Genomic DNA, 25987 nt, shown 5'->3' with positions numbered 1-25987 from the left:
CGCTCGACCACCTGTCGGTGACCGCCGATGAGGGTGAGCTCGTCTTCATCGCGCTGCCCGCCGGACGTGAGGGCTTGCGGGCATGGCACTCGGCGACTGGAACGACGTGGGCCAGCGCCTCACCGACTCCGGCGTCGAGTTCCACGACACCGGCGTCGTAGGCGCCGAAATCCTCGGCCCCGACCCGCTCACCGGGCGCACCTTCACCCCCTCGTCACCCGGCATTGGCAGCTGGTCTTCGTCAACTTCTACGTTGGGGCCGCCGAAGGCGCGCTGGAGGAGGCGCTCGACTGGACGCGCCTGCACGCGATGCCGGGGGAGACCCCGGGAGCGGACAGCGCGACCGACGACGCCTGCCCTGCATCCTGCAGAGCGTGGGGAGGGGAGGTGTGCAGCGAAGATCCGCACCGCCGCGCTGCTCGCCGACCGCGCCGGGGACGCGCTGCAGGCGGCACTGGACACCGGCCCGTCGCTCACCGCCGAACAGCGCGCCGAAGCCGCGGTCGCCGTCTACGAGGTCAAGTAGCTGAAGACGAAGGTCGCCCTGTCGGCGGCGTCGCGTGTCGCCCGGCCGGTTCGGATCGTCCGGCGGGTTCCGATCGCCCGGCGCGGGCGGACTTCCGGGCGGCGGGGCGGTTCTCGGACGGCGACCGTGTGCCGCTCGACAGCAGGGTCCGGAAACAGGAGTCCATCAGGTAGCCGAGAAGGCCGATCCAGAGGATGACGGCCATGAGCCGGTCGAAGGCGAGCTGGTCGCGGGCGTTGAGGATCGCATAGCCCAGCCCGGAGTCGACGCCGAGCATCTCTGCCGGGACGATGACGATCCACGCGGTTCCCAGAGCCAGGCGCAGTCCCGTCAGCAGCGGCATCCGCACCCCGGGCAGGACGATCGTGCGGAGCCGTTCGGCCGGCGTGGCCCCCAGCGAGCGGGCCACCAGCAGGAAACCGGGGTCGATCGCCTGCACCCCGGCGGCGGTGTTCAGCATGATCGGCCACACGGCGGCGACGGCGACGAGGAAGTACACCGGGCGGTGGCCGATCCCGAACAGCGCGATCGCGACCGGCGCCCACGACAGGGGCGAGATCATCCGCAGGAAGTGGAACAGCGGCCGGGTGGCCCGCTCGACGGCGGGGACCAGCCCGATCAACAGCCCCAGCGGTACTCCGCACGCGGCCGCGATCGCCAGGCCGAGGAACAGCCGCCACAGGCTGGCGGCGGTGTCAGGGAACAGCTGACCGTGCACGGCCGCCTCGTACAGCGCGGGCACGGCCCGCTGCGGGGCGAACCCCGACAGGACGACGTGGCCGGAGGCCAGGACAGAGGTCAGCAGCCACCACAGCGCGACCAGCACCAGGATCGGAACCAGCACCGGGAGCGCCCGGCGCGGGGGCCGCTCGGTTCCGGTGGTCATGAGACGTTCACCTCTTCGACGCGGGTGAGTGACGCGGGCAGCCCGAACGCCGAGGGGGACCCGGACGTCTCGATGGCCCGCCGTACGAAGGAGTCGTCGACCAGGTCCCCGTGCACCCGGGCCGGGTCCAGCCCGTCGAGGAAGCGCGTGTCGACGTCGACCAGGGTCCCGCCCATCGCCTCGACCAGCGCCGAGGTGTAGCTGGGGAAGGGGAAGGGGGAGAAGCCGATGCGCTGCCCCTCCCAGTCGCGGCGGCGGATCGCGCCGGTGCGCTCGTAGTCCTCCCTCCGGTAGCCGAGGGCCTTGCCGATGGCCGGCCGGGGTTGCGGCAGGTAGCCGCCGGCGAGGGCGGCCGCCGCGGCGGGCCGGTTCGCGGCGATGTCGAGCTGGGCGGCGGCGAGCGCGTTGGTGAAGCGCTGCACCCGGTCGGGAGCGGCGTCGATCGTCGCCTGGTTCACCACGACCACGCAGCACGCGTGGTCGCGCCACAGGTCGCCCAGGAAGCGGTGGATCCTGCCGACACCGCGCACCTCGGCCATGGCGTTGAACGGGTCGGCCACCACGTATCCGCTGATGACGCCGTTCGACATGGCGGGAAGCATGTCGCTGGGGCTCATCACCACCAGCCGTACCTCGCCCTTGCTCCGCGTCGGGCTCCGGCGCAGCACCGGCCGCAGCCCGCCGGCACGGAACAGCCGCTGCGCGAGGATGTTGTGGATCGACCACCAGTAGGGGATGGCGAACGTCCGCCCGGCGAGGCCGCCGAGGTCGGCGATGTCGCTCGCCAGGGTGATGGACGATCCGTTGGTGTGGTTCCAGGCGAGCATCCGGACCGGGGCGCCCAGGCCGTAACGCAGCTGCACCGCGAAGGGGGCGAGCAGGTGGACGACGTCCACCTTCCGCGCCACGAACGCCTGGGCGAGCTCCGCCCAGCTGCGGAAGCGCACCGGCTGCGCCACCCGGACCCCGAACCGGTCGTAGAGCCCGCGGCGATGGGCGATGAGCAAGGGGGAGGCGTCGGTGATCGGCAGATAGCCGATGCGCAGCGCCCCGCCCGCCGTGCCCGCGCCGGCCGGGCGCCCGGCGCCGACGGCGGCTCCCAGCCCGGCGGCCAGGCCCAGCCCCAGCCCGCCGCCGAGCAGCGCGCGGCGGTCCACGGCGCCGCTCATGTTCCGGCCCTGGCGGGCAGGACGCTCTCGTACCGGCCGAGGATCCGCGCGCGCAACTCGTCCGCCCGGACGGAGTCCCGGTCTCCGGGTGCGCCGTTCCACTCGTGGCCGACGGCGCCGGTGCCGTCCAGCAGCGCGATCCGGTCACCCAGGTAGATCGCCTCGGCGACGTCGTGCGTCACCAGGACGGAGGTCAGCCCCATCTCGACGATCAGGGCGCGCAGCCGGTTCTGGAGCGCCTCGCGGGTCAGCGGGTCCAGCGCGCTGAACGGCTCGTCCAGCAGAAGCACGTCGGGACGGATCGCCAGCGCGCGGGCGATGGCGACGCGCTGCGCCTGGCCTCCCGACAGCCGGTCGGAGGGCGAGTCGGCGAACTCCGCCAGGCCCAGCCAGCCGAGGATCTCGGGGACCCGGCCGGGATCGGCGGCCCGGTTGGCCCGGTAACGCAGGCCCAGTTCGACGTTCTCCCGCACGGTCAGCCACGGCAGGAGCAGGGGGCGCTGGAACACCATGCCGATGGACGGGCCGGTGCCGCCGGAGCCCCCGGAGACCAGTTCGCCCTCGTCCAGTTCCTCCAGACCGGCCAGCAGGCGCAGCAGCGTGGACTTGCCGCTGCCGCTCGCGCCCAGGACCGCGAGGGTGTGCCCCTGCTCCACCCGCAGGTTCAGGTCGCTCAGAACGCGGCGTCCGGAGTACGCCTTGTGCCCGGCGCGGATCTCTAGCGTTCCAGATCCCACCGCAGGTGTCCTTCCGTGGGCGACTGGACGGGCAGGAAGACCGCCTCGCGGACCCGCCGCGCGGTGTGACCGGCCGCCAGGAACCCCGCGCCGCCCTTCACCGCGGATTCCAGCCGGGTCGCCGAGACCGCCGTGCCGGCCGCGTCCAGCCGCAGCCGGGTGACCTCGGCCGGTGCCGGCGGTGCCGCGGCATACCGGGCGAGCCGCTCGCGCACCGAGGCCAGGGCGGCTTGGAGGGCGCGCAGGTCGTCGGCGAACACGACGTCGGGTCCGTCGAGGGACTGCCCGGCCTGCGTCAGCGACTCGGCGGCCAGGCCCGAGCAGAAGGCCGTCTGAATGAGCAGGAAGGTGGTGCGCACGCTGGAGCAGAACGAGGGAAGATCGGTCGACAGGACCGCCTCCTGCGGGACGAAGACGTCCCGCAGCTCGACCGAGGTCGAGGCCGTGCCGTTCAGCGCCAGGAGAGTGGGGAACGGGCGGACCCGCACTCCCTCGTCCCCGACGCGCAGCGCCACGATCACGCGCCCGTCGTGCCCGGGGGAGTCCAGGCGTGCGGGCAGGACGATGATCGCGCCGGGGAAGAGGTTGGACGCCCACGGGATCGGCCCGTCGACGCGGTACCCGCCGGGGACCTTCCGCGCCACCGTCCGGATCCGGCCGAGGCCGGACAGTTCCTTCATGGCCGGCGCCATCGCGCTCGCCCCGGTCACGCGGCCGGTACGCAGCGCGCCGAGGAACTCCTCGGTCAGCGCGGTGGGCCGCGCCCGGCTCAGGTACTCCACCGCCATCCGCTGGGCCCACAGGGTGAACGCCGAGCTCAGGCAGCCCCTGGCCACGCTCTCCACGGTGCCCAGCAACGGGAGCAGCCGCCCGTCCCCGTGATCGGGAGCGCCGACGTCCAGCAGGTTGCGCTCGCCGAGCCAGCGCAGGCCCGGGCGGACGTCGTCATCGCCTTGGTCGACGGCCGCGGCACGGGCGAGGAATCGCGCCGTGACCTCCTCGTCCTGCCGGGGGAGGAGGTCGGCGGTACTCGTGGTGCTCATCGCCGCCGCTCCCGCTCAGGAGCGCCGGTCGAGTTCGTGCAGCCGGTCGATGGGCGTGTCGACGGCCTTGCGCGCGCGTTCGACCGCCGCGGCGTCGGGCGCGTCGTAGATGCACAGGCACTTGCCCATGTCCTCACGCACGTAGGTGCGCAGGAACCTGGTCTCGGGCACCTCGGCGTACAGCGGCGCCTTCTCCGCCTTGCGGGCCAGGTAGCTGTCCATGCTGAGACCGGCCGGCAGGTCCCACTCCACGAGGTAGCCCGCCTGCCCGGCGTGCGCCTTGACCTCCGCGAGGTCGGCGCCGACCAGGCGGACCTCGGCGATGTCGTCGAACACGATCCCCGCCCGCCGCAGCGCGTCGGCGACGGTGTCGGGGGCGGGCTCGTCGGCGATCAGGAACACGTGGTCGTGGCCGACGGGGACCTGGGCCTCGATCAGTTCCGCGCCGCCGGCGCGCAGGGCGTCGGCGGCGGCGAGGATGAGCCGGTCGGCGGCGGCGCGGGTGGCGTCCTCGACGGTGAACTCGACGAGCTGGAGAGCCATGAGATACCTACTAAATCTATCGGCATTGCTTAGTACGATGCTCACCGTACCTCATGCTCGCCCCGGAAAGTAAGGTGGGCGTCGTACCTCGACGAGGAGTGGACCCGCGCCCGATGACGACCGAGACGCCGCAGCACGCGCCGCCGCAGGCGCTCAGACATCCACGGCGGGAGGAACTCGACCTCACCGAGATCCTGTGCGCCCTGGCCGACCCGAACCGCCTGCGGGTGGTCGCCGCGCTGGTGGGGCAGCCGCCCGGCAGCGTCCGCCCGTACTCGTGGTTCGGCCTGCCCGTCGGCAAGGCCGGGCGCACCCACCACTTCCGGGTGCTCCGGGAGGCGGGACTGATCACGGTCGAGCAGTACGGGAACCGCACCGCCGTGAGCCTGCGCCGCGACGACATCGAATCCCGCTTCCCCGGCCTGCTGTCCGCCATCCGCGCGGGCACGGCCCCGCGCGACACTCCCGGCGAGCCCGCAACGGCACAAGCCGAAGGCCTGTGAAACAACGCGCCCACGTCGGTGCCGGCACGGCGGCCCCCCGCCCCGCCGACACCGCCGACGAAGCGGGGTCAGCCGGCGCGCGGCCTTGGCCGCGGCGTGGCAGGCGGTCAGGCCCGTGTCGGCGAGCAGCCCAAGCCAAGCGTGGCAGGCGTACCAGGACGACGGCCTGTACACCGACCGGCTGTACTCCGGGGTTGAGGAGGCTGCGGCCAGCGCTATGCTGTGCGGCGATGATTACCGGGACGGCATCGCGCCACACACGGATTGGTGACCCGGTGCTCTTCTGAGCGCCGTACGGGCCGGTGCGGCCCCGCTGTTCGATCGAGGATGTCGCGCTGTCGCGCGGGCTCCGCCTCCGTCGTGTTGATCACGAGCTCGACACATCAACCACGACAGGAGACGTCATGCCCACCAAGGCTCTGCAGATCCCCACCGCGGACGGCCAGGCCGATGCCTTCGCCGCCTTCCCCGACCGTGGCGATCGGCACCCCGGGGTGCTGATGTACGCGGACGGCTTCGGGATCCGGCCCGTGCTGAGGGAAATGGCCTGCGAACTGGCCGGGCACGGGTACTACGTGCTCGTCCCCAACTTCTTCTACCGGCACGGCCCGGCGCCGGTGCTGGACCTTCCCGAGCACATCGGAGAGGAGCACCGGTCCACGGTCTTCGCCCAGTTGATGCCCATGATCGAGGCGCACACCGCCGAACGTTCGCTGAGCGACGCCGATGCCTACCTCAGGTTCCTCACCACGCAGCCCGAGGTCGCCGCCGGGCCGGTCGCGGTGATCGGCTACTGCATCGGCGGCCTCCTGGCGATGCGCACCGCCGCAGCCCACCCCGGCCAAGTGGCCGCCGTCGCCGCGTTCCATGCCCCCGCGGGTGCCGACGGGCCCGACAGCCTCTCCAAGATCACCGCTCAGGTCCACCTCGGCCATGCCGAAACCGACATCACACCCGAGGCCCTCGGCGAGCTCAACCAGGTCCTGGACGACGCGGGCGTCAGCTACACCTCCGAGATCTACCCCGGGACCGTCCACGGCTTCACCATGTCCGACACCGATGCCTTCGATCCCGCTGGCCTGCAGCGCCACTGGGACCGCCTGCTCCCTCTCCTGCACCGCACTCTGGCCGGCAGTTAGAGGGTGCCTTCGATCCATGGCCAGCCGGGTGCGGTCAATGATCGCCGAGCTGGGCGGTCATCGGCGGGTGGGGGGTGACGAGCTTCGGAACTGTGATTGTTGAGCTGCGGCCCGGGAGGGTCTGCTGCCAGGCTCGGCGTCGGCATTTTCGGCACTGAATCCGGCTCGACCTCACTTGCTCCCCGTCCTGCCTGGGGCCCTGCGTTGTGGTGTCCCGCATGGCGCCATGCCTGGTGTTCCGTGTCGTGCGGCCCGGTCGGCCAGGCGTGATCCTGCCACCGGGTGAAGTTGCGCGGATTGAGCAACTATCCAGACTCTTGACAGCGTCTACCTGGTGATCGCATGCTGACGGGACGGAAAGTAGGTGCTTCGAGCACATTCAATGCGCTTGAAATGAGCAACTAGGCGGGAGTCGTGGCGGAGGTCCTGGTCGTCGCCGACGACCTCACCGGAAGCAACGCGACGGGTGCGCTGTTCGCCCGGCAGGGCATGCGTGCCGTCACGGTCAGCGACGTCTGCCACGGGCGGCGGCACGGAGCCGCGGCCGACGTGGTGGTGGTCAACACCGCGAGCAGGCACCACCCCGCCGGACGCGCCCGTGCCATGGTCGCCGAGGTCGCCCGGGCACTCGGCGGGGACGTGCGGCTCCTGGTCAAACGGGTCGACACCACCCTGCGCGGCAACGTCGGCGCCGAACTGACCGGAATGCTTGAGGTGCTGCGCGCCAGAGCGCCGCACGCGCGGGCGCTGTGCGTGCCCGCCTTCCCCAGCGCGGGCCGCACCACGGTCGGTGGCGTCCACCTGGTCGACGGGGTTCCGCTCACCGAGACCGACGCCGCGCGCGACCCGCTCAGCCCGATCGCCGCGTCCCGCGTCGCCACCCTGCTGCGCGCCCAGACCGCGCTCGGCGTGGGGGAGATCGCCCTCGACATCGTGCAGGCCGGGCAGGAGGCACTGGTGCGCGCGATGCGGGCCGACCGGTCCGACGTGCTGGTGTGCGACGCGGTCACCCCGGGGCACGTGTCCGCGTTGGCGCGCGCGGCGGCGGCCACGGGCGAGACCTGGCTGTCGGTCGACTCCGGTCCGTTCGGCGCCGCGCTCGCCGCCGAGCTGGGCATCGGCGGCACGCCCAGGCCGATCCTCGTGGTCGCCGGCAGCGTCACCGCCCGCACCACCGAGCAACTGCGGGAGGCCGAGCAGATCCTGGGCGCCCGTCTGTGCGAAGTGACCGCGCTCGACGAGGACGCCCTGACCGTTCAGGTCATGAGGCTGCTGGACGACGGCGCCACCGTGGCCGGACTGCGCATGGTCCCCGCCGAGTTCGACCCGGCGCTGGCCGAGCGCATCCCGCGCGTTCTGGCCGCGGTCGCCCGCAACATCGTGGACTCCGGACGCGTGGGCGGGGTGTACGCGACGGGCGGGGACGTGTCGGTCGCCGTGGTCGACGCCCTGGGCGCCGAGGGCCTGGCCGTCGACGCCGAGGTGCAGCCTCTGGCCGTCGCCGGACGGCTGGTCGGCGGTCCCTGCGCGGGGTTCCCGTTCGCCGCCAAGGGCGGTCTCATCGGCGACCGGCAGGCGGCCGTCGACTGCGTCGAGCACCTGCGGATGATCACTGTTCACGACGAAAGAGAGGTCCAGCGATGACCCCGGACACCACGTCCGAGACCAGGCCGCTGCTCGCCGTCACCCTCGGCGACCCGGCCGGTATCGGTCCCGAGATCACCGCGCGTACCCTGGCCGACCCCGCGTCGGTGCGCGCCGCGCGCGGGCTGGCCGTCGGTGACGCGGCCGTGCTGGACCGCGCCGCCCGTGTCTGCGGCCTCGACGTGGAGATCAACGCGGTCTCCGACCCGGGGCAGGCGCGTTTCGCCGAGGGGGTGATCGACGTGCTCGACCTCGGCATCGCCGGCGCCGACCTGGAATGGGGCAAGGTCGACGCCACCGCGGGACGCGCGGCGATCGCCGCGATCGAGACCGCCACCCGGCTGGCCCTCGACGGCGCCGCCGACGCGATCGTCACCGCCCCCATCAACAAGGAGGCGATCTGGGCCGCCGGATCCAAGCACCTCGGCCACACCGAGATGCTCGGCGAGCTGACCGGCTCGACCCGGCACAACACCATGTTCGTCGTCCGCGGCCTGAAGATCTTCTTCACCACCCGGCACATGTCGCTGCGGGACGCGCTGGACAGGCTCAGCGCGCGGGTCGTCGAGGAGGCGATCGGCGAGGCCTACACCGCGCTGCGCGTGTTCGGCGACGACGACCGGGCGCCGCGGCTGGCGGTCGCCGCCGTCAACCCGCACGGCGGCGAGAACGGCAACTTCGGCGATGAGGAGATCGTGTCGATCGCCCCCGCGGTGGAGGCCGCCCGCGCCGCGGGCCTGGACGTCACCGGCCCCGTCCCCGCCGACTCGGTGTTCCACCAGGGCCTCCAGGGCCGCTACGACGGCGTCCTGTCGCAGTTCCACGACCAGGGCCACATTCCCGCCAAGACCGTCGATTTCGACGGCACCGTCTCGGTGACCGTCGGCCTGCCGATCCTGCGCACCTCCGTGGACCACGGCACCGCCTTCGACATCGCCGGTACCGGCACGGCCTCGCCCGGCACCATGGCCGCCGCGTTCCGCACCGCCGTCGAGTTCGCCCCCTACGCCGACCGCATCCGCGCCGAATACGCCCCCCGCTGACCGTCCCGCCCCCCGCGAGCGGAAGGACCACCCCCGATGACCACCGCCGCCACCGTTCCCGCCCGCCGCTGGACGTACGTGATCCCCGTCGCCGCGATCATGTACATGCTGGCCTACCTGGACCGCAACAACGTCTCGATCATCCTGCCGTACATGGACGAGGACTTCCCGCTGTCCGGCAGCGCCAAGGGTCTGGCCGGCGGGATCTTCTTCGTCGGCTACATGTTCCTGCAGATCCCCGCCGCGGTCCTGGCGGCGCGGTGGAGCGCCCGCAAGACGGTGTTCATCCTGATGATCGCGTGGGGCCTGGCCGCCATGGCGTGCGGCCTGGTGCGCAGCGAGACGCAGCTGTACGTGGCGCGGTTCGTCCTCGGCGTGTTCGAGGGCGGCGTGTGGCCCGCCGTGCTCATCCTGCTGGCGTCCTGGTTCCCGCTGCGCGAACGGGCGCGGGCCAACGCGCTGTGGATGGCGTGCCTGCCGATCTCCTCGATCCTCATGGCGCCCCTGTCCGGCTGGATGCTCGACCACTTGGACTGGCGCACGGTGTTCGTCGCCCAGGGGCTGCCGCCGCTGGTCTGGGCCGTGGTGTGGTGGTTCGCCATCGCCGACCGGCCGTCGCAGGCGCGCTGGGTGTCGCCCGAGGAACGCGCCCACGTGGAGCGGGCGCTGGCCGAGGACGAGGCCGCCAAGCCGTCGGCCGGGCAGGCCGGCTACGGGCAGACGCTGCGCGACCGCCGCGTCCAGTTGCTGGTGCTGGTGTACTTCTGCTGGATCACCGGGTTCTACGGCTTCAACCTGTGGCTGCCCAGCGTGATCAAGTCGATGACCGGGGACGCGTCGGCCACCGCCGTCGGGTGGCTGACCGCCGTGCCCTACACCGTCGCGCTGGCGGCCATGCTCTACAACGCCGCCCGCTCCGACCGCACCGGCAACCGCCGCGCCGCCGTCGCGGTCCCCCAGGTCGTGGCGATCGCCGGGCTGCTGGCCGGGCAGCTGGTGCACGGCGGCATCGCGCAGATGGCGCTGCTGTGCGTGGTCGCCGCGGGCGTCTACGCGCCGTACGGGCCGTTCTGGGCGATGCCCGCGCAGGTGCTGCGGTTCGAGGTCATCGCCGTGGCCATGGGGTTGATCAACGCGCTGGGCAACCTGGGCGGCTTCATGGGCCCCTACCTGGTCGGGTGGCTCACCGACCTGACCGGCTCGCAAGACGCCGGATTCGTCGCGCTGGCCGGGTTCCTGGCCGCCGGTGCGGCGGTGTCCTGGTTCTGCCTGCGCCCGGCGTCCCCCGTCGGGGATCATGCGGTTGCCGCACAACGGACCGCCTGATGGGGGAGTGGTGACCGCACGACGCAGGCCCAGGGCACAGACCGCCGAACGCCGGGACTCACTGGTACGGGAGGTCCGGGCGGGCAACGGCAACATCCACGAGCTGGCCCGCCGCTTCGGGGTGTCCACCTCCACCGTCCGCCGCGACCTGCGGGAACTGGAACTGTCCGGAGAGATCACCCGCACCTACGGCGGAGCGGTGGGCGGCCCGCAGGAGCTGCCGCTGCGGGACAAGGAGCACGGCCGCCGACGGGAGAAGGAGGCCATCGCCGCCGTCGCCGCCGACCTGGTCGACACCGGCGACGTGGTGCTGCTGGACGCCGGATCCACCACCGCGCGGCTGGCCCGGCGGCTGCGCGACCGCACCGGCATCACCGTGGTCGCCGCCGGGCTCAACGCCATCGCGCTGCTGGCCGAGGCGCCCGGCGTGGAACTGATCGTCCTCGGCGGGCGGGTCCGCCACCCCGGCGAGGGGGTGGTCGGCCCGTTCGCCGAGGAACAGCTGCGCTGGATCGGCCCCGACAAGGTGTTCCTGGGCGCCGACGGCGTGACCGCCCGCGGTTTGTGCTGCCCGTCCCCCGAACAGGCCCGCCTCAAGCACGCGATGCTGCACGCGGGTCGCGCCACCTACGTACTCGCCGACCACAGCAAGATCGGCGCGGAGCCGTTCGCCTACTGGACACCACTCGACCGCCCGCACACCCTGATCGTCGACGCGGCCGCCCGGCCCGCCGACCTGGAGCCCCTGCCCGGCACAGCCCTGCTCGCCCCGCCGGACGATCAGACCGACCAGCCAGGGCGGCGCCCCAGATCAGAACCGTGACCTGGGCATCGCGGACGAACGCACTCCTTCACCCAGGTAGTCGGGCGGTGCCGTCGGCGACGGTGATGGTGGGCCGCCAGTGCAGGGCGGCGGTCACGCGGGTGATGTCGGCGCGGCCGCCGAGCGGGTCGTGGGCGCTGGCGGCCCCGGTCACGATGCGGCTGCTGGGGATGTGGGATCCGATGATCTCGGCGACGTCTCGGACCGAGGTGACCTGCCCGGTGCCGAGATTGAGGGTTGCCGGCAGGCGGCGGGGGCGACCAGCGCGCGCACGATGCCTGTGGCGGCGTCGGTGGCGTGCAGGAAGTCGCGGATCTGGCGGCCGCCGTGGTTGAGCGGCAGCGGGTCACCGATCGTGGCGTACATCGACAACTGCGCGATCGCCCAGCTGAGGGCGCCTTGCTTGGGGATCTGCCCTTCCCCGTAGACGCTGAACGGGCGCAGCACGGTGTAGTCCACACCCGCCGCATCCAGCAGGAACCGGGTCTGGTGCTCGGCAGACAGCTTGGCCGCCGCGTACGGGTTCAGCGGCCGGACGGGGGCGTCCTCGGTGAACACCTGCTCTCGGTCGCGGTCGCCGGTGCCGTGCCCGTAGACCTGGGCAGGTGACGCCCGGGGGCGAGGCGCGGATCGCCGCGCTGGTGAAGCAGGCGGCGAGCTGAGACCCGCACCTGGTGAACGTTCGGGTGCGTCAGGTCGGCGGGGCGAGATCGGCTCCGCTGACGCCCCCCCCCGGGGCCGCGCTGCTCGCCCTGTCGGGTGCCTTGTGGTGCGGCTACCGGACGGCCTGAGGCGCGAGGCCGAGGTCGGCGAGCGCGGCCTGGCCGGCGGCGGCATGCTCGCCCCCGGCGAGCACCAGCGTGCGCGCCGACTGGTAGCGGCAGCCGGCGGCGTCGAAGGCGGCTGTCGTGGCGAGCAGCCGTTGCCGGTCACGGTCGAGCAGTGCTTCGGCACGTTCCACGATGGCACTGGCGACCGGGTTTCCGGACGTGATGGTCCGGGCATCGGCCAGGCGGCCGCGCGCGTCGGGGCTTCCGGCGAGCACGGTGGCCTCCGCGCGCAGTGCCACGTACCAGTGGAGCCAGATCCAGGTGACCCATTTCCACACCTCGCTGGGCTCGGGAGCCATCCGCTCCAGCGCCTGCGGTGCCTGCCCGTGGTGGAGCAGGAGCATCGCGTCGAAGACCGCCCCGTAGCCGTAGGTGTGGTCCGGTGGGGTGCCGAGCTGATCCAGGACCGTCCTCCATTCCCGCTGGGCGTCGTGGTCGTCGCGGAGGTTGTGGATCATCGCCACGGCGGCGGCCGCCGGGCCGAGGGCTGATGCGGCGGGACTGCCGGCCCGCCGCCACGCGTCGAGGAACCGGACGCTGCCGGTGAGCACCTGGTCGACGTTGCCCGCCAGCGCGTCGGCGACCAGCAGCCAGCTCATGGCGCGGTGGCCGACCTCGGCCAGCAGCGGATGATCCGCGAGTTGTCGGGCCCACCGGCGGGCCCCCGGCAGATCGCCGGTGCCGAGGCTGGCCTCGGCGGCCTCGCCGAGCGCCTCGATCAGTTCGTGGGTGGCGGCCGGGGTGTTCGGTGCGGACGACAGCAGCGTGATCCGGCGCCGGGCCGTGACGGCAGCGGCGAAGGTGTCACCGGCCCAGCTCAGGGCGCCGGTCAGCACATCGAGCGCGGCGGATTCGGCGAGTGGATCTCCCGTGCGGTGGGTCAGTTCGACGGCCCGTTCGGCGCGCGCGATCGTCTCTGGTACGCAGCTGTCGGGTTGGCCCTGGGCGGCCGCGACCGCGTCGTCGAGCGCCCGTCCGGCCTCGGCCAACGCCACCGCCGCCTGTGCCGCCGGGTCCTGATCGGCCAGTTCCCGCGCCTGGGTGATGAGCGCGGCCGTCTCCTGCGGTGGCAGCCTCCGCGCGAACTTGCCCAGGAACCGGTACGCGTTGGTGGCGATGGTCGCCAGGTCGCGGGCGGCGTCGGCGGTGTCCCCGGCGCGGCGGGCGGCGTCGGCGGTGGCGCGCTGCAGGCGGTACATGTCATCCCCGCGCATCCGGCAGCCGGCCACGGCCGCGGCATGCCGGAGCATCGACGCGGTGGCGGCGGGGTCGTCGGCGAGCGCGGCGGCCTGCTCGTACCGTTGCTGGGACTCGCCGATCAGGTTGCGGGTGAAGGTCAGCTCCGCCAAGTGCTGGGCGAGGCGGCAGGCGTCCGTGCGCTGCTCCGGTTCCTGTGCCGCCCATGCCAGGGCGGCGCGGAGGTCGTCGGCCACCAGGTCGAACCGGGCCCGCCAGTCCTGGCGTACCGCTGCCGGATCGGCCACTGCCAGAGCGGAGGCCTGGGCCAGGCACCAGTGCAGGTGCCGGGATCGGACCTCGACCAGCTCATCGGCCTCGGTGAGCCGCTCGATCCCATACTGGCGAATGGTCTCCAGCGCCCGGTACGTGGTCCCGCCCGGGGACGCCGTCACCACCAGCAGGCTCTGTTCGGCGAGTCGGGCCAGCCCGTCGGCGGCGACGCCTTCCTCGGCCCCGGCGATCTTCGCGGCCGCGCGGGCCGTGAACGGCGCCGCGAACACCGCCAGCTGGCGAAGCAGCGCCCGGTCGGCCGGCTCCAGCAGGGCATAGCTCCAGTCCAGCGCCGCCCGCACCGAGCGGTGCCGGTCATCGGCGCGGGAACCGCCGGTGAGCATCCGGAGCGGATGGGACAGGGCGGCGGTGATGCCATCGAGCCCGAGCGTGGGATACCGGGCGGCGGCCAGCTCGATCGCCAGCGCCATCCCGTCCAGCCGTTCGCAGATCGCGGCGATCTGATCGAACAGCGGAGGATCCAGCGGCCAGCCGACCGCCGCCGCCCGTTCCCTGAACAGCGCGACCGCGTCGGACTCGCCATCGACGGCCAGCGACAGCGGCGGGACCGGATACACCCGTTCGAACGGCACCATCAGCCGGGCCCGGCTGGTCGCCAGCACCGTCAGCCGAGGGCAGTTCGCCAGCAGCCGCTCGAGCAACAGCGCCACCCCGTCCCGTACCTGCTCGCAGTTGTCCAGCACCAGCAGCGCGTGGCGGTCGGTCAGCGCGGCGACCACGGACTCGGTCATGTCGCGGCCGGGCTGCTCGCCGAGGCCGACCGCGTCGGCGACCGCACTCGCGATCATGTTCGGGTCGGTGACCGGAGCCAGGTCGACGAACCACACCCCGTCGGGGAACTCGTCGGCCATCTCCGCGGCCACCGCCAACGCCAGCCGGGTCTTGCCCACTCCGCCGGGACCGATCGCGGTCACCTGGCGATGCGCCTTGATCGTCTCGGTGAGCTGGGCCCGCTCTCGCGCCCGGCCGATGAACGAGGTCAGCGGGGCGGGCAGAACCGGTGCCGGCTGGGACGGGCCGGCGCCGGACGGCTCGGGCGCATGCTGGGCGAGCGCTCGCCGATCCGGCACCTCCAGCTTGCGCAGCAGCGAGGAGACATGGCTCTCCACGGTACGCACCGAGATGACCAGCCGTGCCGCGATCTCGGCGTTGCTGAGTCGGGCCCCGACCAGCTCCAGCACCTCGGCCTCCCGAGGCGAAATCTCCACTGCTGTTACCACTGTCATAGTTTGCCGCATCACTTCCATGCGCATCCACGGCGACCGCCGTGCGCGATCCGTGCCGTCGATCCGTGGGCGGCTCCGTGGTCACCACGGATGCGGATCGGCCGGGCCGGAAGAAAGGCTGTGCACATGCACTGGGTCGATGCGACCCACGACCAGAGGAGTGACCATGACCGGCTCGCCCACCCAGGGAATCAAGACCGTGCTGCATCCCGTGTCCGACCTGGCGAAGGCCAAGGCGGTGTACGCGGCCCTGCTCGGCATCTCGCCGCAGACTGACTCGTCCTACTACGTCGGATTCGAGGCCGCGGGCCAGCACATCGGGCTGGTCCCGGGCGGTGGCCCGCAGGGCATGACCTCGCCGGTGGCCTACTGGCACGTAGCAGACATCGAGGCGAAGCTGGCCGAGCTGACCGCCGCGGGAGCCACCGTGAAGGAGGCCGCGCACGAGGTCGGCGGCGGCCGCCTGGTCGCCACCGTCACCGACCCTGACGGCAACGTCCTCGGACTCCTGCAAGACCGATAGGCGCCGGCCTGCCCTGCCACATCCGTTTGCCCTGCCATGCCCCGCCGCGTGCTGGCCACCGCCACCACAACGACCCACCTCCCGAACGGACCTGCCATGACCTCCTTCGAATCCGTCACCCTGGAAGTTCCCGACCCCACGGCCGCCGACGCCTTCTACCAGGCCTTCGGCCTGGACCCTTACGTGCAGGTACGCGCCTCCGATGCGCCGACGACCGGCTTCCGCGGGTTCGCGCTGTCGCTCGTGGCATCCCAGCCGGGCAACGTCGACGCCCTCATCGGCGCCGCCCTCGACGCCGGCGCCACGACGCTGAAGCCGGCCACCAAGGGGTTCTGGGGCTACGGCGGCGTCGTCCGCGCCCCGGACGGGACGATCTGCAAGATCGCCACCTCGAAGAAGAAGGACACCGGCCCCGCCGCCCAACGAATCGACCAGGTCGCGCTTCTGCTGGGAGTGGCGGACGTCAAGGCGAGCAAGCGGTTCTACCTCGACCGCGGCCTGGCCGTGGCGAAGAGCTACGGCGGCAAATACGTCGAGTTCGGCACTCCGTCGTCGCCTGTCACGCTGGCGCTCTATCCGCGCCGTGCCCTCGCCAAGGACACCGGCATCTCCCCGGAGGGCACCGGATCGCACCGCATCGCGATCGGCAGCACCACCGGGCCCTTCACCGACCCCGACGGGTTCGTCTGGGAGGCCGCATCCGCCTGAGACGCGCGGCGGGGCGACCTCGACGGCATCACCACGCCCATGTAGAGGCCTGTGGTGTTGCGTTGCCCGCGATTCCGCGGGCAACGCAACGAGCCGCCAGCCACCGCCGCAACGCCCGGTATGTCACCGCCGTGTTCTCTGCCACCCGCTTGAGCGGCAGGCCGTCAGGGGGGCCAGGTCCGCCCCTGGGTCACCCAGAAGGTGCGCGCTTCGGCACCTGCGGGTTTCCCAGCCGGAGGGTGGCACGGTCGGCGGGCATTCGTGGCCGTATTTCGGTTGGTATGGGTGGTCTTGTCGCTCTGTGCTCTTGGGGGCAGTGACGCAAGTCACCTCGCGTCCTGTCACTTCCGGTGATCGGCGGGTGTCCTGAGGGCATGATCGGACACAGCACACCCCACAAGGTCGTGGTCATCGGCGGCGGTTACGCCGGAACGCTCGCGGCCAACCGCCTGCGGACGCGCCCCGACGTCGAGGTCACCCTGGTCAACCCGCGCCCGGAGTTCGTCGAACGCATCCGGCTGCACCAGTTCGTGGCCCGCACCGGTGACGCCACGATCGACTACGGTGCCCTGCTCGGCGAGGGCGTCCGGCTGGTCGTCGACAGCGCCACGCGCATCGACACAGCCGCCCGCACCGTGCGGCTGGCGTCGGGCGGCGCGCTGGACTACGACCACGTCATCTACGCGGTCGGCAGCACCGCGGCGACACCGTCGTCGGTGCCCGGCGCGGCCGAGTTCGCGTTCGACATCGCCGAGCTCGAGTCCGCGCAGCGGTTGCGCGCCCGGCTGGACGAGTTGCCCCCCCAAGCCCCGGTCACCGTGGTCGGCGGCGGGCTGACCGGCGTCGAGACGGCCGCGGAACTGGCCGAACGAGGACGCGCCGTCACGCTGGTGTGCGGCCGGACCCTGGCCCCCTACCTGAGCGCGCGGGGCCGCCGGTACGTCGCCAGGTGGCTGACCCGGCACGGTGTCGCCGTGCTCGAAGCGGTCCAGGTGACCGAGGTCCGGCCCGACACGATCACCCTCTCCGACGGTTCCGCGCGCCCTAGCGAACTCACCGTCTGGACGGCCGGTTTCGGCGTGCCGGAGCTGGCGGCGGCGAGCGGGCTGCGCACCGACGTGCTCGGCCGGTTGCTCACCGACGAGACGCTGACCAGCGTCGACGACGACCGCATCGTCGCGGCGGGCGACGCCGCCGCGCCATCGGGACACCCGTTGCGGATGAGCGGCTATGCCGCCGGGCCGCTCGGGGCGCAGGCGGCCGACACCGTGCTGAGCCGCATCGCGGGGACCGAGCCGGCGGTCATCGACCTGGCCTTCACCGGGGCGTGCGTCAGCCTGGGACGCCGCGCGGGTGTCCGGCAGCTCGCCCGCCGGGACGACACCGCGGTGGACCTGTACATCGGCGGCCGCATGGGTGCGTTGATCAAGGAGGTGACCTGCCGGTTCGTGGTGGCGAAGAGGATCCGCGGCGAGGCCCGCAAGCCGGGTTCCATGAGCTGGCCCAAGGGCGGCCCGCGCCCGGCCGCACGGGCGGTCGCCTCATGAGCGCCGACGAGCACGCCGAGCGGTTCACCCTGCTGCGGCCGCTGCTGTTCACGATCGTCTACGAGATCCTCGGCTCGGTGACCGAGTCCGACGACGTGCTGCAGGACAGCTATCTGCGGTGGGCCGAGGTGGACCTCGCGACGGTGCGGGACACCAAGTCGTATCTGGCGAAGCTGGTGACCCGCCAGGCGCTCAACGCCCTGCGGGCCGGCGCGCGCCGTCGCGAGGACTACGTCGGCTCGTGGCTGCCCGAGCCGCTGCTGCTGACGGAGGACGACGCCTCGTCCGACGTGGTCCTCGCCGAGTCGGTGTCGATGGCGATGCTGGTGCTGCTGGAGACGCTCACCCCCGACGAGCGCGCGGTGTTCGTGCTGCGCGAGGTGTTCGGCTTCGGCCACCACGACATCGCCGCGGCGGTGGGCAGGCCCGTGCCGACGGTGCGCCAGATGGCGCGCCGCGCCCGCGGGCGCGTGCAGGCGCGGCGCAGGCGTTTCGCACCGGCCGACGCGGCGACGACCGCGCGGATCACCGAGCGGTTCATGACCGCGGCGACCACCGGCGACCTGGCGGGGGCTGCTCTCGCTGCTCGCCCCGGACGTCGTCTGGACCGCCGACAGCGGCGGCAAGACCACCGCGGCACGCCGTCCGGTGGTCGGCGCGGAGAAGGTGGCCGCGGTCCTGCTCAGCATGTTCCGCCAGGGACGGCTGGGGGACCTGCGGATCCAGACGGCCAACTGCAACAACATGCCCGCGATGGTCCTCAGCGGCGAACGCTTGGAGGGCGTTTTCCTGATCGAGATCGTCGAGGAGCGGATCACCGGCTTCTACGCCATCCGCAACCCCGACAAGCTGCTCGCGGTGACGACCCCACGCCAGATCAGCCGGTAGCGGAGGAACCGACCCCGATGCAGGTAGTGATCGCCGGGCCGGGACCGACGGGGCTGATGCTCGCGTGCGAGCTGGGGCTCGCCGGGGGCGATGTGCTGGTACTCGAACGTCTTCCCGAGCCCCGGACGGTGGAGTCACGGACCAGTGGCCTGCACGTCCGCACGATGGAGACGCTCGACCAGCGGGCCTGCTCGACCGGTTCCTGAAACGCGGACGGCGTTAGGCAGGGCGTCCACTTCTCCGGCCTTCCGCTTGACGTGTCCGATATCGTGACCCGGCATCCGTACGTTCTCGTCATCGTGCAGTCCGAGGTGGAACGGCTGCTGGCAGAGCGCGTGGCGGAGGTCGGGGCGCGGTTGCGGCGCGGCGCCGAGGTAGCCGCGTTCACCCAGGACGAAACGGGTGTCACGGTGGAGCTCGGACGGGAAGCGCATCCGGGCAGACCATCTCGTCGGCTGCGACGGCGGCCGCAGCACCGTACGCGGGCTCGCAGGCATCGGGCACGCTGGGCAAGGTCGGCAACCGCCAGGTCGGGGTGAGCGTGCACGAGGTGAGCGTGCACGCGGTCACCGACGCCGCCTCGGCCGCGCTGAACTGGCGCCTGTTCATCCCGGCCGGGTGGGATGATGCGTGCGCGGACGAGCACTCCTGGCCAGGAGGTTTTCGATCAGGTTCAGTGGAGATCCTTCCAGCGTCACGGGGTGTCCGGCGGGTGGCGTGGGGGTGCCATGGATCTCCAGCGATGGGGCAGTGCCGTGGCGGTGCTCTGCCTGGTCGCGTCGGCGGCCGCGGCGTGCGGCGGGGAGCGGCGGCTGCGGCTCGCGACCACGCCGCTGCCGATGCAGCCGAGCGGGTTGGCCGTCGGAGGGGACGTCCAGGCGCGGGCCACGGATGTCGCCGAAGTGCGCATCACCAAGGGCCGGCTACGGCAGATCGCCGACGCCTGCCGCGCGGCGACGGATCTTCCGCAGGTGGGCGGCGCCTGCGCGAACATCATCCAAACGACGTTGAAGGAGAACGCCGGCACCGAGTGCCACCCGCAGCAGGACACATGTGTCTGGGCCAGGGTCGCGCCTCCGGGAGCCACCTCGACCGGCGGCGCTCAGGTACGGAGGTATTTCGAGGTCACCGACCCCAGGTGCGGCCCTGACCGCGTGTGCATGCGCGTCGGCGTGACGAAGACCGATGTGTGGGACGAGATCATCGGGCCCGCGCGGCGAACCGCCGAGCCAGAGGGGCCGACCGGGCCCGCGGGGTCGCCCCGCACGTCATCGACGACGGCGACCTCATCGCCACCGGAGGACACGACCGCCCCCGCGCCCAGTCCGGACGAGCCCGGCACGAACGGGCCCAGCAGGAACGGGCCCGGCACGAACGGGCCCGGCACGAACGGGCCCGGCACGAACGGGCCCGGCACGACGGACGAAGAAAGCCCCTGATCGGTGGCCCACGACGAGGCCGGGCTGGAGACCCGAGGGGGCGGCCCGGTGCTGGGATTCGCCTCGCGGGTGCTGACGCCCGCCGGCGTGCTCACCGCGGAGCTGTACGGATTCGGGTATCCCTTCCGGTGGCGTTGACACCGCTCAACAGCAATCAGCGGCTTCATCACATGGCCGCGCACCGGTACGCCTGGGAGATCAAGGAGGCGGCCGCGATGATGGCCCGCGCGCAGAAGGTGCCCCGGCTGGAACGGTGCCGCATCGATGGTGAGTACCGGCCCGCGCGGCACGGCCGCCGTGGACGAGGGGAACTGGTATCCGTCGTACAAGGCCGCGATCGACGGGCTGGTCTTGGCCGGCGGGGTCGACGATGACGGCCACACGCGGGCGGACATCGTTGATGTTGATGGACCAATGTCGGCCGGGGCCATAGGTCAGCTGGCGCGCAATGCCTTAACGACGGCGATGGCTTCGTCGAGCAGGTCGATCGGACAACCCCAATGGTCATAGATGCCGCCGCGGGCACGGTTGCTCCCGCAGATGACGAATACCCCGGTCCCCAGCCTCACCTTGAGTTGGCCGGCCAGCCAGCCGACGAACCCGCTGTTGTCGAGCTCGGCTGGGAAGTGAAAGGAGAAGATCCCGAAGTGTTCGACATGTTCATGATCTCGGGTCAGTGGGACCAGACGGCTCCAGCTCTGGTCGTCGCGGACCACGGCCAGTGTGTCGCTGGTGAGCACCGGCGGCTGGTCGACGGGGCACTCTTCGAAGCACCAGACGCCGTCGTGCACGAGGACGTCGGCCTGGGCGATCACACGGCGCATGGTACGACTTCACGCTCTGCGCGCCGGGCCCGGTGGTGATGCACGCGGGCATGTTCACGATGTCGGGGATCCCCGGGCTGGAGGCGGTCGAACGGGCCGACACCGTGATCGTTCCCAATCGTCCCGACCCCGAGAATGCCCCTGCCGAGCCGGTCCTCGCCGCGATCCGGGAGGCCGCCGCCCGGGGTGCACGGCTCGTGAGCTTCTGCACAGGCGCGTTCACCCTGGCAGCCGCCGGCGTGCTCGACGGCCGCCCGGCGACCACGCACTGGCGCTGGGCCGATCTCTTTCAGTCGCGCTTCCCGTCAGTGCGGCTCGAACCTGATGTGCTGTTCGTGGACGACGGTGATGTGCTGACGGCTGCGGGCAGTGCCGCAGCGCTCGACCTGGGCCTGCACATTGTGCGCCGCGATCACGGTGCGGAGATCGCCAACGCCGTCGGCCGCCGGCTGGTCTTCGCCGGGCACCGCGACGGCGGGCAGCGGCAGTTCGTCGAACGTCCCGTCCCCGCGATCCCGGACACCTCGCTGGCGCCCGTTCTGGCGTGGGCCCAGGAACGGCTCGATCTGCCGCTGACCGTCGCCGATCTGGCCGCCCGCGCCGCGACCAGCGCTGCCACGCTGCATCGCCGTTTCCAAGCCGAACTCGGCACCACCCCGCTGGCCTGGCTCACCGCCGAGCGGGTCGCGCTGGCGTGCAGGCTCATCGAGAAAGGCGAACTCCGGCTGGAGGCCGTCGCGCGCGCCAGTTCACCCGCACCATCCGCGGCACCGAATTACGAGTCTGGCCAAGCTCGCGGTCCGCCCACCGCACTCGCAGGGCGGCGGCCGGTGCCTACCGTGCGGCGAGTTGGACCGTGGTGGAGGGCGCGGGCCGTGCGTGGGTGCGGGTGGCCGGGCGTCGGGGCCGGACGCCGTGTGCCGGGTTCTCGGCGGCCGAGCGGCGGCGGCTGGTCCAGGTGGATGCGGCGGGTCAGGCTGCTGGGCCGTTGGTGGTGTGGCTGGGTGAGAACGGAAAGGCCGCTGGGGCCGGCGGCGTGGCAGGCGGTGTTCCGCCGGGCCGATGAGCGGTGCGCACGGTTGGGGCTGGAGATCGAGGCGTCACCGCACACATTGCGGCACACCTTCGCCGTGCACATGCTGGGGCTGCTGCTGCGGCAGACCGTGCGGGTGCTGCAACGAGACGACCGCGACAGCCTGTCGGGACGGCATGTCTCGGAATCATGCGGTAGTGATCAGGGGTGGGTGCCAGCTCTCTGTTGATAAGCGTGACTGAAGTGTTTGGCAGCAAAGACTAAATGGATCTTTTCGTTCCGGGCGAGGATGCTGGACGCATGTTCCCGCGCATCGTCTCCCCCCACATCCTTGCTCTGGCCGGCACTGTCGTGCTGTGGGCCTCGGCCTTCCCTGCCATCCGGGTCGGTATCGACGGCCTGGGGGTGGAGGCGCTGTCGTTCCTGCGGATCGTGATCGCGGCCGTGGCGCTGCTGCTGATGGCGCCGCCGGCGAAGGTCCGTCTGCCCCGGCGCCGTGATCTGCCCATGATCGCCTTGTGCGGGGCCACCGGCATCACCGCCTACCAGATCCTGCTCAACTGGGGCGAAGTAGAGGTGGCGGCCGGGACGGCGAGCCTGCTGATCGCGACCGCCCCCGTCTTCAGCGTGCTGCTGGGGAGCCTCTTCCTCAAAGAGCGGCTGAGCCGAAACATCATCCTCGGCAGCATCGTCGCAATCGCCGGCGCGGCCATCGTCAGTCTGGCCGCGGGCACCGGAGGTTTCACCGTCTCCGCTCTCATCGTCCTGGCCGCCGCCATAGTCCAGGGGGTGTACCACTTCGCCACCAAGCCCCTGCTGCGCCGCTACACCGGCCTGGAGGTCGCCACCTACGCGATGGTCGCCGGCACCGTCTTCGCTCTGCCGCTGATCCCCGCCACCTGGCACGCAACCCTGCAGGCACCGGCCGATGCGCTGGCCTCCGCCGTCTACCTGGGCCTGCTTCCCTCCGCGCTCGGCTTCGTCATCTGGGCCTATGCTGTTGCCCGCCTGCCGCTCGCGGCCTCCACGGCTGCCCTGTACCTGGTGCCGCCGGTGGCCCTGGTCATCTCCCTCGTCTGGCTGGGCGAGGTACCCCACCCCATCGAGCTGGTGGGCGGAGCGGTCAGCGTCGCGGGAGTGATCCTGATCAACCGGCGCAAGCAGGCGCAGCGCCCCTCCGCTCCCGAGGGCGGGGACGCGTCCAAGGCCGCCTCTGGCCGCCGAGCGGCCGACCACCCCGTATCGACACGGTGAAAAACGCCGGTCGCACGGCACCCGCTGCGTCGTTGAACCCTCGCCAGCCCCGAACCGAGCAAGGAGCCGTCCGTGCTTGACGTACGCCGTCTGCGCATCCTCCAGCACCTCGCCGCATACGGGACCGTCGCGGCCACCGCGGAGGCCCTGCACCTGACTCCACCGGCCGTCTCCCAGCACCTCGCCGCCTTGCAGAAGGAGGCCGGCATGCCTGTGGTGGAGAAGCGGGGACGCACACTGCGACTGACCGCGGCCGGGGAACTGCTGGTGGCCCACGCCGAGATCATCCTGGCGGAACTCGCGGCAGCCGAGTCCGGCCTGGCCGCCCTGCAAAGCGGCCGGCACGGCATCGTGCGGATCACCGCCTTCGCCTCCGCAGCCCGCACCCTCATCCCGCCCCTGTGGCAACGCCTCGCCGACACCGATGCCGCCCCGGCCCTGTCGCTGCGACTGTCCGTCCAGGAACCCGACGAAGCCCTCGACGAACTGCGCAAGCGCTCAACCGACCTCGCCCTGGTCCACAGCTACACCGTGCTGCCGCGCAGCTTCCCCGCCGCCTGCGAGCAAGCCGTCCTCATGGAGGAACCGGTGCTGCTCGCCCTGCACCCCCACCAGGCCGACGCGCTGGGACTGGCGGCCGGACAACCGGCGGACCTGTCCCGGACGGCGCATCTGCCGTGGCTGACCCCGGGGCCGGAGACCTCCTGCTACGAGATGATCCAACGTGCCTGCGGCGCGGCCGGTTTCGTCCCGGACATCAGGGTCCGCAGCAGCGATTTCTCTGTGCTGGCGGCCCTGGTGGCCGCAGGAGCGGGTGCCGCCCTCATTCCCCGTATGGCACTGCCGGGCACAACCGCGTCCCTCAGCCTCCACCCGCTGGTCCATCCCGTCTCCCGGACCATCTTCACCGTCAGCCGTGCGGGAACCCGCAAACACCCCGACCTGCGGCGCGTGCTGGAACTGCTCCATGACCCGGCCACGGCCCCCGGCACCATCGACAGCGCACCACGCGACTGACCGGCGATGATCGCCAGGACCGAGATCACGCCCCCCGCTGGAGGAGGAGCTGACCGGGGTCCACGTAGGCGACATCGCCTCCGACGTGGAGTGACTGCATAAACGGTCCACGCCGCCGTTCCGCCATAGCCGCGGCCGCCGAAGCCCCAGGCGACGCCGCTTTGGCGCGTATCCGGGTCACACCCCCCGCACCGTCGCGCCTTCATATATAGTTGGTTTGGATCAACCAACTAATTGGGCGAGGGTGCCGGGATGGAAGGTACGGCGGGGAACGGGGACGACCGGCTGCGGGAGGCCACCGATCGGGTGGCGGCGGCGCTGGCCACGGTGGGCAACTGGATGTTCGCACCGGCGACGCGGCGACGGATCATGGCGGCCTCCGGGCTGGAGCTGTCACTGGGGGACTACACGCTGCTCGCGCAGATCTCCCTGCACGCGCCGGTGCGGTTGTCGGTGCTGGCCGAGCTGATGGAGGTGGACAAGTCCACGCTCTCGCCCCCCGCCAAGCGCCTGGAGGCGCGCGGGTTCATTGAGCGGCAGCCCGACCCGGCCGACGCCCGGGCGCAGTTGGTGAGTGTCACGCGGGAGGGCAAGCGCGCCATCCGCGAGCTCTGGAAGGCCCGGACGACTGCCGTCGCCGCCCTCCTGGAGGGCTGGGAACCGTCCGACATCGAGCATCTGGCCGACGGTCTCACCGCCTTCGCCGAGGCGATCAAGAAAGGCGCATGACTTCACCGCCGGCCCGCAGGGCCGTGCGTCGACGATTGAACGGAGTGAGCACCATGCGTGCTGTTGTGCTGCGTGAATTCGGGCCACCGGCCCGTTTGTCCATTGGGGATGTGCCTGAACCTCGGCCTGGGGCGGGGCAGGTCACCGTACGGGTGGCCGCCGTTGGCGTCCAGTTTATGGAGACCCAGGTGCGTTCGGGAGCGTTGCGCGGCGCGCTGGGCGGCGCGAGCATGCCGGTCGTTCTCGGCAAGGAGATCGTCGGAGAGGTCGCGGAGGTCGGCCCCGGAGGCGATCCCGCCCTCGTCGGCACGCGGGTCCTTGCCAGCACCTCGGGGACGGGCGGGTACGCCGAAATGGCCGCCGTACCCGCCGATTCGCTCATCCCGATTCCGGCGGGGCTCGGCCTGCACGACGCCGTCGCGCTCTACCGGTACGGGGCCACAGCCCAGGGCCTGATTCGTGCGGCGCGGGTGGCCCCTGGTGAGCGTGTGCTGGTTCAGGCCGCCGCCGGTGCCGTCGGCACGATTCTGGTGCAGTTGCTCACGCGGGCGGGCGCGAGGGTCGTCGGGGCGGCGCGTGGTGAACGCAAGCTCGACCTCGTCTCCGGGCTTGGTGTCGGCCATGCCGTCGACTACTCGCTGCCCGGCTGGACCGATCGGGTCCGTGAGGCGGTGGGCGGTTCGGTGGAGGTGGTGTTCGACCACATCGGCGGGACGCTCGGAAAGGAGGCGTTCGGGCTGCTCACCCCGGGCTCCGGTAGGCAGGTCGTGTTCGGCTTCTCCAGCGGCACGCCGCTGGAGGTCGCGCCCATGGAGCTGATGGGCCGGGGACTGACCGTCAGCGGATTCAGCGCGGGCCGCATCTGGAGCCGGCCCGCTTTCGCCCGCGAGTTGGTGACCGAGGTGCTCGACCTGGCCGCCGCCGGTCGGCTCACGCCGGTGATCGGTCAGCGGTTCCCCCTGGAGAAAGCAGCCGATGCGCACGCCGCCGTTGAGGCGCGCGACACGGTCGGCAAGACCCTGCTCATTCCCTGAGTCCTGCGCGGACTCCCCAAAGA

Annotated in this window: 24 protein-coding genes and 2 pseudogenes; 16 read left to right on the top strand and 10 right to left on the bottom strand. The window is 72.0% G+C overall.

The window, feature by feature from the left end; all coding sequences use genetic code 11:
* Positions 1-82 precede the first annotated feature (82 nt).
* A complete protein-coding gene (locus ABZ801_RS35295; RefSeq protein WP_360706546.1) occupies positions 83-526 on the top strand; it encodes a hypothetical protein in 444 nt (147 codons plus the stop codon).
* Here ABZ801_RS35295 and ABZ801_RS35290 read toward each other — a convergent pair.
* Genes ABZ801_RS35290 through ABZ801_RS35270 form a run of 5 tightly spaced genes read right to left on the bottom strand, consistent with a single transcriptional unit; the run spans position 519 to position 4904 of the window.
* A complete protein-coding gene (locus ABZ801_RS35290) occupies positions 519-1412 on the bottom strand; it encodes an ABC transporter permease (RefSeq protein ID WP_360706543.1) in 894 nt (297 codons plus the stop codon). The genes ABZ801_RS35295 and ABZ801_RS35290 overlap by 8 nt on opposite strands.
* Positions 1409-2581, bottom strand: a complete 1173-nt coding sequence (locus ABZ801_RS35285) for an ABC transporter substrate-binding protein (RefSeq protein ID WP_360706541.1) — start codon at positions 2579-2581, stop codon at positions 1409-1411. The genes ABZ801_RS35290 and ABZ801_RS35285 overlap by 4 nt, the downstream gene beginning before the upstream one ends.
* Entirely contained in the window at positions 2578-3318 is a 741-nt protein-coding gene (locus ABZ801_RS35280) for an ABC transporter ATP-binding protein (RefSeq protein WP_360706538.1), read from the bottom strand. The genes ABZ801_RS35285 and ABZ801_RS35280 overlap by 4 nt, the downstream gene beginning before the upstream one ends.
* Positions 3300-4361 carry an acyl-CoA dehydrogenase family protein gene (locus tag ABZ801_RS35275; protein WP_360706536.1) on the bottom strand — a complete coding sequence of 354 codons (1062 nt, stop codon included), beginning with the start codon at positions 4359-4361 and terminating at the stop codon, positions 3300-3302. The genes ABZ801_RS35280 and ABZ801_RS35275 overlap by 19 nt, the downstream gene beginning before the upstream one ends.
* Before the next feature lie 15 nt (positions 4362-4376).
* Positions 4377-4904 (bottom strand): DUF4242 domain-containing protein, encoded by a 528-nt coding sequence (locus tag ABZ801_RS35270; protein ID WP_360706533.1) that lies wholly within the window; start codon positions 4902-4904, stop codon positions 4377-4379.
* Positions 4905-5017: 113 nt separating this feature from the next.
* On the opposite strand from ABZ801_RS35270, the gene ABZ801_RS35265 reads away from it, so the two are divergent.
* From ABZ801_RS35265 to ABZ801_RS35240, 6 genes are all read left to right on the top strand, one after another.
* A complete protein-coding gene (locus tag ABZ801_RS35265; protein WP_360706530.1) occupies positions 5018-5407 on the top strand; it encodes a helix-turn-helix transcriptional regulator in 390 nt (129 codons plus the stop codon).
* 404 nt (positions 5408-5811) lie between these two features.
* Positions 5812-6546 (top strand): dienelactone hydrolase family protein, encoded by a 735-nt coding sequence (locus ABZ801_RS35260; protein WP_360706527.1) that lies wholly within the window; start codon positions 5812-5814, stop codon positions 6544-6546.
* Between the two features lie 414 nt (positions 6547-6960).
* On the top strand, positions 6961-8190 hold the full coding sequence (locus ABZ801_RS35255; protein ID WP_360706524.1) for a four-carbon acid sugar kinase family protein: 1230 nt from the start codon (positions 6961-6963) through the stop codon (positions 8188-8190).
* On the top strand, positions 8187-9233 hold the full coding sequence (pdxA, locus tag ABZ801_RS35250) for a 4-hydroxythreonine-4-phosphate dehydrogenase PdxA (RefSeq protein ID WP_360706521.1): 1047 nt from the start codon (positions 8187-8189) through the stop codon (positions 9231-9233). Before ABZ801_RS35255 ends, pdxA begins: the two co-directional genes overlap by 4 nt.
* A 36-nt stretch (positions 9234-9269) precedes the next feature.
* Complete coding sequence (locus ABZ801_RS35245; RefSeq protein ID WP_360706518.1) at positions 9270-10559, top strand: MFS transporter; 1290 nt, start codon at positions 9270-9272, stop codon at positions 10557-10559.
* Positions 10560-10569: 10 nt separating this feature from the next.
* Entirely contained in the window at positions 10570-11382 is an 813-nt protein-coding gene (locus tag ABZ801_RS35240; RefSeq protein WP_360706516.1) for a DeoR/GlpR family DNA-binding transcription regulator, read from the top strand.
* A 28-nt stretch (positions 11383-11410) separates the two neighbouring features.
* On the opposite strand, the gene ABZ801_RS35235 is transcribed toward ABZ801_RS35240, so the two are convergent.
* The 3 genes from ABZ801_RS35235 to ABZ801_RS35225 are packed head-to-tail and all read right to left on the bottom strand — an operon-like array spanning position 11411 to position 14950.
* Positions 11411-11536 (bottom strand): hypothetical protein, encoded by a 126-nt coding sequence (locus ABZ801_RS35235; RefSeq protein WP_360706513.1) that lies wholly within the window; start codon positions 11534-11536, stop codon positions 11411-11413.
* Positions 11533-12219: an NAD-dependent epimerase/dehydratase family protein gene (locus tag ABZ801_RS35230; protein ID WP_360706510.1), complete on the bottom strand. Its 687-nt coding sequence runs from the start codon at positions 12217-12219 to the stop codon at positions 11533-11535. Before ABZ801_RS35230 ends, ABZ801_RS35235 begins: the two co-directional genes overlap by 4 nt.
* The gene (locus ABZ801_RS35225; protein ID WP_360706507.1) at positions 12158-14950 is read right to left on the bottom strand and encodes a LuxR C-terminal-related transcriptional regulator; all 2793 of its coding nucleotides are present in this window, start codon (positions 14948-14950) and stop codon (positions 12158-12160) included. The genes ABZ801_RS35230 and ABZ801_RS35225 overlap by 62 nt, the downstream gene beginning before the upstream one ends.
* Before the next feature lie 184 nt (positions 14951-15134).
* Here ABZ801_RS35225 and ABZ801_RS35220 point away from each other — a divergent pair, with 184 nt between their 5' ends.
* From ABZ801_RS35220 to ABZ801_RS35205, 4 genes and pseudogenes are all read left to right on the top strand, one after another.
* Positions 15135-15491, top strand: a complete 357-nt coding sequence (locus tag ABZ801_RS35220; protein WP_360706505.1) for a VOC family protein — start codon at positions 15135-15137, stop codon at positions 15489-15491.
* Positions 15492-15587: 96 nt separating this feature from the next.
* Positions 15588-16199 (top strand): glyoxalase, encoded by a 612-nt coding sequence (locus ABZ801_RS35215; protein ID WP_360706502.1) that lies wholly within the window; start codon positions 15588-15590, stop codon positions 16197-16199.
* Between the two features lie 374 nt (positions 16200-16573).
* Positions 16574-17746, top strand: coding sequence for an FAD-dependent oxidoreductase (locus tag ABZ801_RS35210; RefSeq protein ID WP_360706499.1), 1173 nt, complete (start codon positions 16574-16576; stop codon positions 17744-17746).
* Positions 17743-19261, top strand: a pseudogene (locus ABZ801_RS35205) (sigma-70 family RNA polymerase sigma factor). The gene ABZ801_RS35210 and the pseudogene ABZ801_RS35205 overlap by 4 nt, the downstream one beginning before the upstream one ends.
* A 475-nt stretch (positions 19262-19736) precedes the next feature.
* On the opposite strand, the gene ABZ801_RS35200 reads toward ABZ801_RS35205, so the two are convergent.
* Together ABZ801_RS35200 and ABZ801_RS35195 are read right to left on the bottom strand one after the other, a co-directional pair.
* Positions 19737-20468, bottom strand: a complete 732-nt coding sequence (locus ABZ801_RS35200) for a hypothetical protein (RefSeq protein ID WP_360706497.1) — start codon at positions 20466-20468, stop codon at positions 19737-19739.
* A gap of 39 nt (positions 20469-20507) precedes the next feature.
* Positions 20508-20888 (bottom strand): DUF6196 family protein, encoded by a 381-nt coding sequence (locus tag ABZ801_RS35195; RefSeq protein ID WP_360706494.1) that lies wholly within the window; start codon positions 20886-20888, stop codon positions 20508-20510.
* An 8-nt stretch (positions 20889-20896) separates the two neighbouring features.
* On the opposite strand from ABZ801_RS35195, the pseudogene ABZ801_RS35190 reads away from it, so the two are divergent.
* From ABZ801_RS35190 to ABZ801_RS35170, 5 genes and pseudogenes are all read left to right on the top strand, one after another.
* Positions 20897-21646: pseudogene (locus ABZ801_RS35190) on the top strand (DJ-1/PfpI family protein); the annotation flags it as partial.
* 548 nt (positions 21647-22194) lie between these two features.
* Positions 22195-23184 carry an EamA family transporter gene (locus ABZ801_RS35185; RefSeq protein ID WP_360706491.1) on the top strand — a complete coding sequence of 330 codons (990 nt, stop codon included), beginning with the start codon at positions 22195-22197 and terminating at the stop codon, positions 23182-23184.
* A 72-nt stretch (positions 23185-23256) separates the two neighbouring features.
* Positions 23257-24201, top strand: coding sequence for a LysR family transcriptional regulator (locus ABZ801_RS35180; RefSeq protein ID WP_360706488.1), 945 nt, complete (start codon positions 23257-23259; stop codon positions 24199-24201).
* 252 nt (positions 24202-24453) lie between these two features.
* Positions 24454-24930: a MarR family transcriptional regulator gene (locus ABZ801_RS35175; protein WP_360706485.1), complete on the top strand. Its 477-nt coding sequence runs from the start codon at positions 24454-24456 to the stop codon at positions 24928-24930.
* Positions 24927-25964, top strand: coding sequence for a zinc-binding dehydrogenase (locus ABZ801_RS35170; protein WP_360706483.1), 1038 nt, complete (start codon positions 24927-24929; stop codon positions 25962-25964). The genes ABZ801_RS35175 and ABZ801_RS35170 overlap by 4 nt, the downstream gene beginning before the upstream one ends.
* Positions 25965-25987 lie beyond the last annotated feature (23 nt).

Source organism: Actinomadura sp. NPDC047616, assembly GCF_040642915.1.
Taxonomy (GTDB): Bacteria; Actinomycetota; Actinomycetes; order Streptosporangiales; family Streptosporangiaceae; genus Spirillospora; species Spirillospora miaoliensis.
Note: the sequence above shows the minus strand (reverse complement) of the source record. Positions and strands in the feature narration are given on the sequence as shown.